Source organism: Luteibacter sp., assembly GCF_036500425.1.
GTDB lineage: Bacteria > Pseudomonadota > Gammaproteobacteria > Xanthomonadales > Rhodanobacteraceae > Luteibacter.
Genome location: NZ_DASYCB010000073.1, coordinates 47,199 through 61,404, shown reverse-complemented (window position 1 = coordinate 61,404; position 14,206 = coordinate 47,199). Strand labels below are relative to the sequence as shown.

The 14,206-nt window shown below is 65.6% G+C and carries 14 protein-coding genes; 13 read left to right on the top strand and 1 reads right to left on the bottom strand.

Annotated elements, in window-relative coordinates:
* Positions 1 to 124: 124 nt before the first annotated feature.
* The 13 genes from pyrH to VGN46_RS17710 all read left to right on the top strand — a co-directional run bounded on the left by pyrH (position 125) and on the right by VGN46_RS17710 (position 12,943).
* Entirely contained in the window at positions 125 to 847 is a 723-nt protein-coding gene (gene pyrH / locus VGN46_RS17770; RefSeq protein WP_331645673.1) for a UMP kinase, read from the top strand.
* 60 nt (positions 848 to 907) lie between these two features.
* Complete coding sequence (gene frr, locus VGN46_RS17765) at positions 908 to 1,465, top strand: ribosome recycling factor (RefSeq protein WP_331645671.1); 558 nt, start codon at positions 908 to 910, stop codon at positions 1,463 to 1,465.
* A 23-nt stretch (positions 1,466 to 1,488) separates the two neighbouring features.
* Positions 1,489 to 2,226, top strand: coding sequence for a polyprenyl diphosphate synthase (gene uppS / locus VGN46_RS17760; RefSeq protein WP_331645669.1), 738 nt, complete (start codon positions 1,489 to 1,491; stop codon positions 2,224 to 2,226).
* A gap of 12 nt (positions 2,227 to 2,238) precedes the next feature.
* Positions 2,239 to 3,057: a phosphatidate cytidylyltransferase gene (locus VGN46_RS17755; protein WP_331645667.1), complete on the top strand. Its 819-nt coding sequence runs from the start codon at positions 2,239 to 2,241 to the stop codon at positions 3,055 to 3,057.
* Positions 3,058 to 3,059: 2 nt separating this feature from the next.
* Positions 3,060 to 4,244 carry a 1-deoxy-D-xylulose-5-phosphate reductoisomerase gene (locus tag VGN46_RS17750; RefSeq protein ID WP_331645665.1) on the top strand — a complete coding sequence of 395 codons (1,185 nt, stop codon included), beginning with the start codon at positions 3,060 to 3,062 and terminating at the stop codon, positions 4,242 to 4,244.
* A 43-nt stretch (positions 4,245 to 4,287) separates the two neighbouring features.
* The gene (gene rseP, locus VGN46_RS17745) at positions 4,288 to 5,631 is read left to right on the top strand and encodes an RIP metalloprotease RseP (RefSeq protein ID WP_331645663.1); all 1,344 of its coding nucleotides are present in this window, start codon (positions 4,288 to 4,290) and stop codon (positions 5,629 to 5,631) included.
* Between the two features lie 141 nt (positions 5,632 to 5,772).
* Positions 5,773 to 8,217 carry an outer membrane protein assembly factor BamA gene (bamA, locus tag VGN46_RS17740; RefSeq protein ID WP_331645661.1) on the top strand — a complete coding sequence of 815 codons (2,445 nt, stop codon included), beginning with the start codon at positions 5,773 to 5,775 and terminating at the stop codon, positions 8,215 to 8,217.
* Between the two features lie 91 nt (positions 8,218 to 8,308).
* A complete protein-coding gene (gene lpxD / locus VGN46_RS17735) occupies positions 8,309 to 9,337 on the top strand; it encodes a UDP-3-O-(3-hydroxymyristoyl)glucosamine N-acyltransferase (protein ID WP_331645659.1) in 1,029 nt (342 codons plus the stop codon).
* A gap of 5 nt (positions 9,338 to 9,342) precedes the next feature.
* On the top strand, positions 9,343 to 9,807 hold the full coding sequence (fabZ, locus tag VGN46_RS17730) for a 3-hydroxyacyl-ACP dehydratase FabZ (protein WP_331645703.1): 465 nt from the start codon (positions 9,343 to 9,345) through the stop codon (positions 9,805 to 9,807).
* The gene (lpxA, locus tag VGN46_RS17725; protein WP_331645657.1) at positions 9,804 to 10,577 is read left to right on the top strand and encodes an acyl-ACP--UDP-N-acetylglucosamine O-acyltransferase; all 774 of its coding nucleotides are present in this window, start codon (positions 9,804 to 9,806) and stop codon (positions 10,575 to 10,577) included. Before fabZ ends, lpxA begins: the two co-directional genes overlap by 4 nt.
* Complete coding sequence (lpxB, locus tag VGN46_RS17720; protein WP_414675269.1) at positions 10,574 to 11,797, top strand: lipid-A-disaccharide synthase; 1,224 nt, start codon at positions 10,574 to 10,576, stop codon at positions 11,795 to 11,797. The genes lpxA and lpxB overlap by 4 nt, the downstream gene beginning before the upstream one ends.
* Positions 11,798 to 11,803: 6 nt before the next feature.
* The gene (gene rnhB, locus VGN46_RS17715) at positions 11,804 to 12,457 is read left to right on the top strand and encodes a ribonuclease HII (protein ID WP_331645653.1); all 654 of its coding nucleotides are present in this window, start codon (positions 11,804 to 11,806) and stop codon (positions 12,455 to 12,457) included.
* A 120-nt stretch (positions 12,458 to 12,577) separates the two neighbouring features.
* Positions 12,578 to 12,943 carry a hypothetical protein gene (locus tag VGN46_RS17710; protein WP_331645651.1) on the top strand — a complete coding sequence of 122 codons (366 nt, stop codon included), beginning with the start codon at positions 12,578 to 12,580 and terminating at the stop codon, positions 12,941 to 12,943.
* A 72-nt stretch (positions 12,944 to 13,015) separates the two neighbouring features.
* Here VGN46_RS17710 and VGN46_RS17705 read toward each other — a convergent pair whose 3' ends face one another.
* Positions 13,016 to 14,206 (bottom strand): molybdopterin molybdotransferase MoeA, encoded by a 1,191-nt coding sequence (locus VGN46_RS17705; protein WP_331645649.1) that lies wholly within the window; start codon positions 14,204 to 14,206, stop codon positions 13,016 to 13,018.

The window sequence follows — 14,206 nt, the reverse complement described above, 5'->3', positions numbered from 1 at the left end:
ACCCTGCGGCATTCGGTCATTCGCCGGGGCGAATGCGCCATTGAATGGACCGATTCACGTGCCTGTAACAAAGAACGCGCGCTACACTACGCCCGTTTTGCCCCACACATTCTGGAGACCCCCCATGAGCACCCCGCTGAAACACCGCCGCATCCTGCTCAAGCTCTCCGGTGAAGCCCTTATGGGAACTGAGGATTACGGCATCGATCCGAAAGTGATCGGCCGCCTCGCCAAAGAAATCCTCGAAGTCATCGACGCCGGCGTCCAGGTCGGCGTCGTCATCGGTGGCGGCAACATCTTCCGCGGTGCCGGCCTCGCCGCCTCCGGCATGGACCGCGTCACCGGCGACCACATGGGCATGCTGGCCACTGTGATGAACGCCCTCGCCATGCAGGACGCGATCGAGAAGCTCGGCGGCGAAGCCCGCACCATGAGCGCCATCAAGATCAACGAGGTCTGCGAAGACTTCATCCGCCGCCGTGCCATCCGCCACCTCGAAAAAGGCCGCGTCGCCCTGTTCGCCGCCGGTATCGGCAACCCGTTCTTCACGACCGACTCCGCGGCCGCCCTGCGCGCCGTCGAAATCGGCGCCGACCTCCTGCTCAAGGCCACCAAGGTCGATGGCGTGTACAGCGCCGACCCGAAACGCGTGCCCGACGCCACCCGCTACGAACACCTCAGCTACAACCAGGTCATCGAGCGCCGCCTCGAAGTCATGGATACCGCCGCCATCGCCCTCTGCCGCGAGAACAAGCTGCCGCTGCGCATCTACGACATGACCCAGCCAGGCAACCTCATGAAGATCATGCAGGGCGAGACGGTCGGCACCCTGGTGGATGCCGGCTAAGCCGGCCCGTGGCTGCCCTGCTATACTCGCCTGCTGACCAGATCGACCGGAAAACCGCCCATGATCAATGACATCAAGAAAGATGCTGAGACCCGCATGGGCAAGAGCATCGATTCGCTCAAGCACGACCTGAAGTCGATTCGCACGGGTCGCGCCAACCCGGCGATCCTCGAGAACATCACCGTGCCCTACTACGGCACGCCCACCCCGCTCGCCCAGGTGGCCAACGTGACCACGCCGGATGCTCGCTCGCTCGCGGTCAAGCCGTTCGACAAGGCCATGGTCGGCCCGATCGAAAAAGCCATCATGGCCTCCGATCTCGGTATCACGCCCACCACCATGGGTATGGATATCCGCCTGAACTTCCCGCCGCCGACCGAAGAGCGCCGCAAGGAACTCGCCAAGACCGTGGCAAAGGAAGGCGAGCAGGCCAAGATCGCCATCCGAAATGTCCGTCGCGATGCCATCCAGCATGTCGACAAGCTGCTGAAGGACAAGGCAGTCACGGAAGACGACAAGAAGCGCGCCGACGATGACATCCAGAAGCTGACCGACAAGTTCATCAAGGAAGTGGACGACGTGGTCAAGGAAAAGGAAAAGGAGCTGATGGCGCTCTGACGCGCCATCGGTCCCCGCCGCCCATGGCTGCGAAACCCGACGCCCGGGTTCCCCGCCACATCGCCATCGTCATGGATGGCAACGGTCGCTGGGCGAAGCAACGTCTTCGCCCACGCACGTTCGGCCACCACGCCGGCCAGAAGGCCGTGCGCCAGGCCGTGGAATTCTGCCTGAAGCGCGGCATCGCCTCGCTCACCTTGTTCGCCTTCTCCAGCGAGAACTGGTCACGGCCGGCGACCGAGGTGTCCGCGCTCATGGAGCTATTCCTTAAAGCGATCGATCGCGAAGTGGACGAACTGCACGGCAACGGCGTGCGCATTCGCTTCGTTGGCGATCTTGGCGCCTTCGCGCCCGAACTGCGCACGCGCATGCACGGCGCCATGGAGCGGACAGCCGCGAATACCGCGCTGAACATGAACGTCGCCGTGAATTACGGTGGGCGCTGGGATATCGCCCATGCGGCCCGCCTGGCCGCCGAGGCCGCTGCACGCGGGGAATTCCTGCTGGCGGAACTCGACGAGCAGCGCCTGAACAGCTACACCTGCCTCGCCGACCAGCCGCCGCTCGATCTGTTCATCCGCACCGGCGGCGAACGCCGTGTAAGCAACTTCCTGCTCTGGCAGCTTGCCTACGCCGAGCTCTACTTCACTGACACCCTGTGGCCCGATGTCGACCAGGCCTGCCTCGATGAGGCGCTGGACGACTACGCCCGCCGTGAGCGCCGCTATGGCCGCACCGGCGAACAGGTCGCCACGGGCTAACGCCAGACCCCCATGCTGAAACAACGCATCATTACCGCGGCGATCCTCCTTCCGGTCGTACTCGCCCTCATCCTGCTTCCGCCCACCGGCTTCTTCGCGGCCCTGGTCGCCATCGCCTTCGTCGGCGCGGCATGGGAATGGGCGCAGCTGGCCGGTTTTCGCACCCAACTGGCGCGGGGCATCGTCGCCGCCAGTGCGGCCGCGATCTTTGCCGTGATGCTCCTGGTCCGCACGCATGGCCTGCTGGCCGCGCTTACCTTCGCCGGCGTGGCCTGGTGGATCGGCTGCTGCTTCTGGCTGCGCCATTTCACCTTCGCCGCCGCGCCGAACAGCGAAAACCGCATGCTGAAGCTCGGCGCCGGCCTGCTGGTCATCGTGCCAGCGCTCGCCGCCGCCACCGACCTGCACGCCAGCGAGCATGGCCACGGGTGGACCCTGCTTGCGCTGGTCATCGTGTGGGCCGCCGACACCGGCGCCTATTTCAGCGGCCGCTACTTCGGCCGGCGCAAGCTCGCCCCACGCATTTCCCCAGGAAAAACCTGGGCCGGCGTGTATGGCGCGATTGTCGCCGGCGGCCTCGTGTCCCTGCTCGGTGGCTGGATGCTCGGCGTGGACGATGCCGGCAAGCTCGTGGGGCTCGTCATCCTGGGCATCCTCACCGTCGCGGTTGCCGTCGTCGGCGACCTCTTCGAAAGCCTGATGAAGCGGCATGCATCGGTAAAGGACTCGGGAAGCCTGTTCCCGGGCCATGGCGGCATGCTCGATCGCATGGATAGTGTTTTCGCGGCCCTGCCGATCTTCGCGGCCGGCAAGCTGTTGCTGGGTCTGTAGCCATGGCCGTCCGCCAGGTTGGGGTCCTGGGCGCCACCGGATCGATCGGCACCAGCACGCTCGACGTCATCGCGCGCCATCCGGATCGTTTCCGCGCCAGCGTACTGGTCGCCAATCGCGGTACCGAAGCGCTGGCAAAGCTGTGTGAGCGCTTCCGCCCCGATCTCGCGATCGTTGCCGACCCCTCCATGGAGGCGGATCTCGCTCGCCGCCTCGCCGCCGCCGGCGTCACCTGCGATATCGCGTCGGGTGCCGATGCGGTGACCGCCGCGGCCGCTGGCCCCCTCTGCGATACCGTCGTGGCCGCGATCGTCGGCGCCGCCGGCCTGGATTCGACCCTGGCCGCCGCGCGTGCGGGCAAGCGCCTGCTGCTCGCCAACAAAGAATCGATCGTCATGGGCGGCGAGCTGCTGCTGCAGGCGCTGCGCGAGGGAGGTGGCGACCTGATCCCGGTCGATTCGGAGCACAACGCGATCTTCCAGTGCCTGCCCGGTGGCAGGCCTGACCTGCACGGCGCCGGCGTGCGCCGCCTGATCCTCACCGCCTCTGGCGGCCCGTTCCGCGGCCGCAAGCGCGCGGAGCTGGGCACGATTACCCCCGACGAGGCCTGCGCCCATCCCAAGTGGTCGATGGGCCGGAAAATCTCGGTCGATTCGGCGACGTTGATGAACAAAGGCCTCGAAGTCATCGAGGCCCACCACCTTTTCGCGGCGCCCGTCGATGCGATCGAGGTGGTCGTCCACCCGCAGAGCCTCGTCCACTCCATGGTCGATTACGTGGATGGCTCGGTGCTGGCCCAGCTCGGCAACCCGGACATGCGCACGGCCATCGCCTGCGCGCTCGCCTATCCCGAGCGCATCGAGGCGGGCGTGGCCCGCCTCGATCTCGCCGCACACGCGCGCCTGGACTTCGAGCAACCCGACCTGGAGACCTTCCGTTGCCTGGCTCTCGCTTTTGCGGCGCTGCGGGCGGGCGGTGACGCCACGGCCATCCTGAACGCGGCAAACGAGGTGGCCGTGGAGGCCTTCCTGGCCGGCACCCTGCCCTTCCTGGGCATCGCCGAGGTCGTTGAACGCGTTCTTGAGGAACTGCCGGCCAATCCGGTGGTCGATGTCCAGACCCTTGCCGAGCGTGATGCTGAAGCCCGGCGGGCCGCCCGGGGCGTGCTCCACCGCGCTTACTGCTAAACTCGTTCCACCCCTACGTTTTTTTCGAGACCCGCCCCCTAAGATGAGTCCCTTCCTAGGTTCCGTGTTCTGGCTGCTCGTGACGCTTGGCGTCCTGGTGACCTTCCACGAATTTGGCCACTACTGGGTCGCGCGCCGCTGTGGCGTGCGCGTCCTGCGCTTTTCGGTGGGTTTCGGCCGGCCGCTGTGGCGTCGCGTCGCGAAGGACGGCACCGAGTACCAGATCGCCGCCATCCCCCTCGGCGGCTACGTCAAGATGCTCGACGCCCGTGAGGGCGAGGTCCCCGAGAGCGAGCGCGACGGGGAATTCACCAGCAAGTCGGTCTGGAAGCGCATCGCCATCGTCGCCGCGGGGCCGGTCTTCAACCTCATGTTTACCGTCGTGGCCTTCTGGGCCATGTACATGGTGGGCCGCCCGGACCTGGCGCCGATCATCGCGGCCACGCCGGGTTCGCCCGCGGCCGTCGCCGGCATTCATCCTGGCGATCGCCTGTTGGCGGTCGATGGCACCAAGGTCGCCACCTGGAGCGATGCCACCGATATCCTCTTCAACGGCCTGCTGGGCAACGAGCCCGTACCGGTGCATGTGCGCGGCACCGACGGCGCCGAGCGCAACGTGGTCCTGCCGGTGCAGAACCTGGCCTTCGGCGATGCGGGCAAGCGCTTCCACGAGCTTGGGCTCGACCTGGAATCGCCGCCGGCGGTCATCAGCGAAGTCGTCCCAGGCGATCCCGCTGCCCTGGCCGGCTTGCTCCCGGGCGATCGCATTACCCGCATCAACGGCCAGGCCGTCGACGATTTCGCCGCCTTTACCAAGCTGGTCCAGTCGGAAGCGGCGAAGTCGCCGAAGCTCGCCCTGGGCATCGATCGCGCCGGCAAGGTTTCCACGATCGATGTGACCGCGCGCATGAAGTCCGAGCAGGGCCAGCCCACCCGTTGGCTTGTCGGCATCGCGGGCAAGCCGCTGGAAGCCGCCATGCTGCGCTACGGCCCGGTGCGCGCCTTCACCGAGTCGCTGCGGGCCACATGGGCGGGCACCACCTCCACGCTGGGCATGATCGGGAAGATGCTCTCGGGCCAGGCCTCGGCCAAGAACATCTCGGGCGTCATCGGTATTGCCCAGGTAGCCAACAGCGCGGCCAACCAGGGTCTCGGCTGGTTCCTCAACTTCCTGGGGCTGGTGTCGCTAAGTCTTGCGATCTTGAACCTGTTGCCGATTCCCGTCTTGGACGGGGGACACCTGCTGTATTACCTTATTGAGTTGGTCAAAGGCAGCCCGGTCAGCGAACGCACCATGATCGCTGGCCAGTATCTCGGGCTCGCCCTGCTGTTCACACTGATGGGGTTGGCGTTTTTCAACGACATCCAGCGCATGCTCGTCTCGTGACGGGTGCGCATCTGTCTTTCCCAGGCCTCGGGTGCGCAAGCGCTCGCGGCCAGACGATGCCGGGCATGAGCCCGGCACGTGCTCCTCTTCGGTCGCCGGCCTCGTCCGCCGGTGACTGGACTTAACCCATTGGAATCGACGATGAAGCGTATCGCCGCCCTGATCCTGCTCGCCTCCCTGTCCGCCAATGCGCTTGCCTTCGAGCCGTTTGTCGTTTCCGATATTCGTATCGATGGCCTGACCCGCATCGCGCAGGGTACGGTGCTGAGCTACCTTCCGATCGAGAAGGGCGACACTGTCAGCGATGACAAGGCGCAGGCCGCCATCCGCGCCCTCTACCAGACCAAGTTCTTCAGCGATGTCGAAGTCGACCGCGAAGGCGACATCCTGGTCGTCAAGGTCATCGAGCGCCCGGCCATCGCCAAGCTCACCCTGCGTGGCAACAAGGACATCAAGGAAGACGACCTGCGCAAGGGCCTGAAGGAGATCGGCCTCGCGGAGGGCGAGACCTTCGATCGCCTGTCGCTCGACCGTGTCCAGCAGGAACTGATCCGCCAGTACTACAACCGCGGCAAATACAACGTGTCGGTCGAACCGCACGTCACCCAGCTGGACCGCAACCGCGTCGCGATCGATATCGAAATCCGCGAAGGCAAGGCGTCCAAGATCAAGGAAATCAACGTCGTCGGCAACAAGGCGTTCACGGACAAGGAAATCCGTGATGGCTTCGAGTCGAACACGTCCAACTGGCTGTCCTGGTACTCCAAGGATGACCAGTACTCGCGCGAGAAGCTCTCGGGCGATCTGGAAAAGCTCAGCAACTACTACATGAACCGCGGCTACGCCGATTTCGGCATCGATTCAACGCAGGTGGCGATCAGCCCGGACAAGCGCGCCATGTACGTGGACGCCAGCGTCAAGGAAGGCGAGGTTTACACCGTCTCCGACGTCAAGCTGCTCGGTGAGCTGATCCTGCCGGAAGACACCCTGCGCAAGCTGGTCTACATCCACAAGGGCGATACCTTCAACCGCGCTGCCATCGAAGCCTCGAGCGACGCGATCAAGGCCATCCTCGCCAACATCGGCTACGCCTTTGCCAAGGTCACTCCGGTGCCCAAGCTGGACAAGGACAAGCGCACCGCCGATCTCACCCTGTTCATTGAGCCGGGCAAGCGTGTGTACGTGCGTCGCGTCGTGTTCCAGGGCAACACCCGCACGGAAGACGAGGTGCTCCGCCGCGAAATGCGCCAGCTCGAGGGCGCGTGGTACTCCCAGGGCGCCATCGATCGCTCGAAGACCCGCCTGCAGCGCCTCGGCTACTTCAAGACCGTCGACATCGACAAGCAGCTCGTGCCGGGCACGGTCGACCAGGTCGACCTGACCGCCAAGGTCGAAGAGCAGTCCGCCGGCTCGCTGATGTTCGGTGTCGGTTACTCGCAGTACTCCGGCATCATCCTGTCGGCGTCGGTGTCGCAGAACAACTTCATGGGCACGGGCGATCGCTTCTCGATCGGCGCGGAAACCAGCACGTACTACAAGCGCGTCAACGCGAGCTACGTGAATCCGTACCTCACCGACTCGGGCATCTCGCTCGGCTATAACCTCGGCTATAGCAAGCTCGATTACGGCGATACCGATCTCGCGAACTACACCTACAGCACCAAGTCCTTCGAGACGACGCTGTCGGTGCCGATCTCGGACTTCGACTCGCTGTCGACCAGCCTTGGTATCAGCTCGAACCTGATCAACAGCTCGTTCTACACGCCGCGCCAGCTGGTGGCCTACCAGGATGCGCTGGGCAACAAGACGATCCATTCGTGGACGTCGAGCCTCGGCTACACCCATGACACCCGCAACAGCTACTGGGCACCCACCCGCGGTGGCCAGCTGTCGCTGTCGATCTCCGGTGCCCTGCCCGGCTCCACGGTGCAGTACTACAAGATCTTCGCCGAAGCGAACCACTACTGGCCGATCGGCAAGGGTTTCGTGCTCTACCTCGATGGTCAGGTCGGCTACGGCAATACCTATGGCCAGAAGTACGACAACCCGGGTTACGACGTCGATCCAGCCACGGGCAAGCCCCGGCTGGATGCGAACGGCAATCCGATCGAGCTGTATAGCAAGGGCGAAAAGGTCGCGTTCCCGTTCTGGGAGAACTACTACGCCGGCGGTGTGCGCGACGTCCGTGGCTTCCAGGACAACACCCTCGGTCCACGTCTCTGCGACGGCGGCAGCGCCAGCTCCACCCCGGACAAGAAGAACCAGTGCTCGGGCGGCTACTACAGCTACGGCCAGCCGGTCGGTGGCGCGTTCAAGACCCTCGGTACGGCGCAGGTCTTCCTGCCGCTGCCGTTCCTGAAGGATGTGAACACGGCGCGCGTGTCGTGGTTCGTCGACGTCGGTAACGTCTACGAGAGCTACTCGACGTTCAAGGCCAGCGAACTGCGTGCCTCGACCGGTCTCTCGCTGCAGTGGCAGGCGCCGATCGGCCCGCTGATCATCAACTTCGCGGTGCCGTTCCGTAAGCAGGATGGCGACAACCGCTTCGTCGAGCGCATCCAGTTCACCTTCGGCAGCCAGCTCTAAGCATGGCGTAGCTGCATACGCTGTTTTGTACAATCCCGGGGGTGGCAGGTTCCAGACCTTGCCACCCCCTTCTCTTTCTGGGAGTCCCCCCGTGAGCGGCAACCCCCACTACACCCTCGCTGAGCTGGCCGAGCGCTTCGGCCTCGAAGCGCACGGTGACCCGGCCACGGCCGTGGATGGCGTCGGCACCCTGGCCACGGCCACGCCGTCGCAATTCACCTTCCTGTCCAACCCGAAGTACACCTCCCAGCTGACCGCCAGCCAGGCCGGCATCGTGGTGCTCAACGCCGATGCCCTGCCCCTGCGCACCGGCGCGGCCCTTGTCGCGAAAGACCCTTACGTGGCCTACGCGAAGATCGCCGCGCTGTTCGAGGTCATGGGCGATGCACCGCGCGGCATCCATGCCAGCGCCGTGGTCGCGCCCTCGGCGCGCATCCACGCCACGGCCAGCATCGGCCCTTGCTGCGTGGTGGAAGATGGCGCTGTCGTGGAAGAGGGCGCGATCCTGGGCCCGCATTGCACGATCGGCCCAGGCTGCGTCGTCGGTGCCGGCTCGCGGCTCGTGGCCCGCGTCACCCTGGTCATCCGGGTCACCCTGGGTATGCGCGTACTGGTACACCCGGGCGCGGTGATCGGCTCGGATGGATTCGGGCTCGCCTTCGATCGCGATCACTGGGTGAAACTGCCCCAGCTCGGTGGCGTCCGCATCGGCGATGACTGCGAAATCGGCGCGAATACCACGATCGATCGTGGCGCACTGGAAGATACGATCCTCGAGGAAGATGTTCGCCTCGATAACCAGATCCAGATCGCCCACAACGTCCATATCGGCGCGCATACGGCCATGGCAGGGTGCTCTGCGGTGGCCGGTAGTGCGAAAATCGGCCGTTACTGCCTGATCGGCGGTAACGCCGGCATCCTCGGCCACCTCGAAGTGGCCGACCGGGTTACCATCACGGCCAAGAGCCTGGTGACGGCATCCATCCGGGAGCCGGGCGAATACTCGTCTGGATCCCCGCTGCAGGAAAACCGCCAGTGGCGGCGCAATGCGGCGCGAATGAAACACCTAGACGAGTTTGCGCGCCGCCTGACGGCGCTGGAAAAGGACAAAGGGCAATGACCGAAATGAAAGCTGCCGTGACGCTCCCGGTGGATGTCGAGCAGATCCAGCGGCTGCTGCCGCACCGTTACCCGTTCCTGCTGGTGGACCGTGTCACGGAGATCGACCCGGGCAAGACCATCACGGCGATCAAGAACGTCACGATCAACGAACCGTTCTTCCAGGGTCATTTTCCCGGCCACCCGGTCATGCCGGGCGTGCTTATCGTCGAGGCCATGGCCCAGACCGCCGGCCTGCTCACCCAGATCACCAGCCAGCTGGACGGCGCCAGCGGCAGCCCGCTCTTCTATCTGGTGAAGGTGGATAACGCGCGTTTCTCCGCCGTGGTGTCGCCGGGTGACCAACTGGTGATGAAGGTCGCACTCAAGCGCCTCATCCGTGGTATGGGCCTGTTCGAAGCCAAGGCCTTCGTGGATGGCAACGTCGTCGCGTGCTGCGAACTGATGTGCGCCGCGAGGAATGACAAATGATCCATCCGACCGCGCAGATCGATCCATCCGCGCGGATCGCGGATAACGTCAGCATCGGTGCGTACAGCATCATCGGTGCCGATGTCGTCATCGGCGAGGGCACCAGCATCGGTCCGCATGTCGTGATCGAAGGGCCCACCACCATCGGCCGTGACAACCGCATCCTGCAGTTCGCGTCGATCGGCGGCCCGCCGCAGGACAAGAAGTGGCAGGGCGAGCGCACCGAAGTCGTCATCGGCGATCGCAACCTCATCCGTGAATTCGTCACGATCAACCGCGGCACGGGCGATGGTGGCGGTGTCACCCGCGTGGGCAACGACAACTGGCTGCTCGCCTACGTGCATATCGCGCACGACTGCCAGGTCGGCAATAACATCGTCTTCTCGAACTACTCGGCACTGGCCGGCCACGCCGAGATCGGCGACTGGACCATCATGTCCGGCTACTCCGGCGTGCACCAGTTCTGCAAGGTCGGCGCGCACGCGTTTATCGGCATGGGCTGCCTGGTCGGCTCTGACGTGCCGCCCTTCGTCATGATGGCCAACGAGACCCGCGGCCGTCCGCGCGGCATCAACAGCGAAGGCCTCAAGCGCCGTGGCTTCGATACCGGCCGAATCGCCTCGATCAAGCGCGCGTACCGCACGCTCTACATGGCTGGCCTGCCGCTGGCCGAGGCTCGTGAACAGCTGGTCACCCTGGCTGAAACCAGCGAGGACGTGCGCCAGATGCTCGAGTTCCTCGATCGCAGCGAGCGCTCGCTCGCGCGGTGACGGCCGTGGCTGACGCACCAGTCATTGCCTTGATCGCCGGCGAAGATTCCGGCGATCAGCTCGGCGCCGACCTGCTCGATGCACTGCGCGCCCGTTACCCGGGCGCGCGTTTCGTCGGCATCGGCGGCCGGCGCATGATGGCCCGCGGCTTCGAATCCTGGTTCGATATCCGCGAGCTTTCGGTCATGGGCTTTGCCGAGGTGGTGAAGCACCTGCCGCGGCTGCTGAAGTTACGCAAGGCGCTCATGCGGCGGCTGCTCGATACGCGTCCCGACGTCACCATCGGTATCGACGCGCCCGACTTCAACCTCGGCGTGGAGCGCAAGCTGAAAGCCGCCGGACTGCGCACCGTGCATTACGTCAGCCCGTCGGTCTGGGCTTGGCGCGAGAAGCGCGCGGAAAAGATTGGCCAGTCCGCCGACCGCGTGTTGTGCCTGTTCCCGATGGAACCCCCGATTTACGCGAAGCATGGCGTTGACGCCCGTTTCGTCGGCCACCCGCTGGCCGATACGTTCCCGATGATCTCCGACCGTGCCGCCGCGCGCGACGCACTTGGCTTGCCGCATGACGCGCCCGTGCTTGCCGTGCTGCCAGGCAGCCGTCCCAGCGAGATCGAGCGTATCGGCGCGATTTTCATCGACGCCGCGAAGCAGGTTGCCGCTGGCATGCCGAACCTGCGCATCGTGGTGCCCGCGGCGAACGAGCGCGTGCACGCACGGCTCAGCGAGCTGCTCTCGGGCTTCCCCGGCATCCCGCCCCTGCTTACCGATGGACACTCACACGAGGCCATGCTGGCGGCCGACATGGTGATGCTCGCGTCCGGTACCGCGACGCTGGAAGCCATGCTGGCGAAGCGGCCCATGGTCGTCGGCTACCGGGTTTCCCCGACCAGCTACCGCATCGCCAAAGCCTTGCGGATGCTGAAGACGGATGTCTACAGCCTGCCAAATATCCTGGCCCGCGCCTGCGGCCTCGGTCGCAAACGGCTCGTTCCCGAGTACATGCAGGACGAGTGCACGGCAGGTAACCTTGCCGCGGCGACGCTCGACATGCTCGGCGACAGCGAGCGGCGCGGCGCGATCGTCGCCGCGTTCGAGTTCCTGCACGAAGCGTTGCGCGGCGGTCTCGATGGGCACGCCGCCGATCATGCTGCCGACGCGATCGCCGATTTCGTCGCCACGCCCGCGCGCTCCGCGACGGGCGACGGTTCGCGAACGTAAGCCGGCATGCCACGTAAGCCCAATATCACCCGCCAGCTCGGCACCGAGTACGTCATCGCCGGCGTGGACGAGGCGGGACGGGGGCCGCTGGCCGGCCCTGTCGTGGTCGCCGCTGTGATCCTCGATCCGGCGCGGGTGATTCGCGGCCTCAACGATTCCAAGCAACTGGACGAGACCACCCGGGAAAAGCTGTTCGGGCGCATCGTCGAGCGGGCCCTGGCCTTCAGCGTGATCTTCGTCGAGCGCGAGGAAATCGACACGATCAACATCTTCCAGGCCACCATGGTCGGCATGACGCGCGCCCTGATGGGGCTCTCGCTTGCCCCCACCATGGCGCTGATCGATGGCAACCGCCTGCCGCGCACCCTGCCCTGCCCTGGCCGGGCCGTGATTGGCGGCGACGCCACGGAACCCGCCATCAGTGCCGCCTCGATCCTGGCCAAGGTCAGCCGCGACCGGCACATGAAGACGCTGGAGCAGGTGCACCCGGGCTACGGCTTTGCCCGGCACAAGGGCTATGGCGTGCCCGAACACCTGGACGCCCTGAACCGGCTAGGCCCTTGCGAAGCCCACCGGCGCAGCTTTGCCCCGGTGAAGCGCTGGTTTGAGCCGGAGGACGTCGGCGAACCCGTGGCTGATCTGTTTACGGCTGCAACCTGAACGGGTTCCGCCGCGTTCGCCTGGATTCCTAAAGTCCCTGCCCGTACGGCCGATAGCCCTGCTAACGCCCCCCACACCCCCGGGCGTCCGCTTTAGCCATTCGCATAGACAGGGACCACCATGAAGAAGATCGCCATCGCCGCCGTGCTGCTGCTCGCTGCCCCGCTTTCCGCTCAGGCCGCGTGTGCCGCCAAGGATTTCGCCATCGACGGTTTCGCCGTGAAGCTGCAGCAGGGCTCGGGCCAGCCGCGCTTCAGCATGAAGGGCAACCTCGTGAACAAGTGCTCCGAGGCTGCCGCGGCCCAGGTTCGCATCGATGCGAAGGACGCCTCGGGCAAGGTCATCGCCAGCAAGCAGGGCTGGCCGGCCGGCACCTCGAACATCGAGCCGGGCAAGAGCGTCGATTTCGACCTCGGCCGCCTGTTCCGTTACTCGGCCGACATGTCGGACTACACCGTCGTCGTCTCCGACGTCAAAGCCTGGTAATCCCGGCTTTTGTAGGAGCGCGCTTGCGCGCGATGGGGCTTGCGGCAAGATCCATCGCGCGCAAGCGCGTTCCTACAGTGCGATCCAGCGTACTTTGTCGCCGGGCTGGAATGCATTTTCGCGTGACGGCAGCCAGACCAGCGCATGCGCCGAGGCCAGGTTGCTGAGCATGTGTGATTCCTGGCGCGGCAGCAGGGTCAGGCGAGCGACCGCATCGCTCATGTCCAGGCGCATCCGCACGAGCCGGTCACGCTCGTTATCCGCCTCGACGCGCCCCTCCAGGACGCCTTGCCGCCATGCGGGCTGCACGGACGTTTCGCCTTCCAGATGGCCAAGCACCGCTTGCGCGTGAACCGCCAGGCAGACCAGCACCGCCGCGGGATTGCCTGGCATGCCCAGCAGCACTTTGCCCTCGCGCACGCCAAACCACAGCGGCTTGCCCGGCTTTTGCGCCACTTTCCAGAACACCTTGCGGACACCTAACCGATCGGCCACGAGCGGCACATAGTCGCGATCTCCGACCGAAACACCGCCGCTGGTTACCACCAGATCGGCGCTATCCAGCGCGGCGCTCATCGCTTCTTCCAGCGCCCCTTCGTCGTCGGGCACATAGGCCACCACCGGTTCGCCATAGCCGTGTTCCACGAACCATGCGCGCAACAGCGGCCCATTCGCGTCGTACACCTTGGCAGGCAGCAACGCCTCGCCCACCCTGACCACTTCGTCACCGGTGACCAACACGGCCACCCGGGGGCGTCGGCGCACTTCGACGGTATCGACGCCGGCCATGGCCAACGCGGCAAGGATGCCGGCGGTGACCCGCTGCCCTGCCTGGGCGATAACGGCGCCTTCAATGAGTTCTTCGCCCTCGAAACGAACGCCTTCGCCGGCGTGCACCGCCTCGCGTAGCGAAATATCGCCGCCATCGCGGTCGACGATTTCCTGGCGCGCCACGGCGTCGGCGCCTTCTGGCAGCATGCCGCCTGTCAGGATACGTACCGCCTGGCCAGGGCCCACGCTGACCTCCGCCGGCTCGCCGGCGGCCGCGGTTCCCACCAACACGCGCGGTAACGCGCCGTCGCGGCTACGGATGGCATAGCCATCGAGCGAACTCTGGGTGAAGCGCGGCAGTGCGATGCGCGCGCGTGGCGATTCCGCCAGCACGGCGCCCAGCGCCAACTCCAGCGGCACGCGCTGCGTACCCAGTGGCGTCACGCACTCCCGGTAACGTGCAAAGGTCTCGCCGAGCGGTAGCAGCGCCAT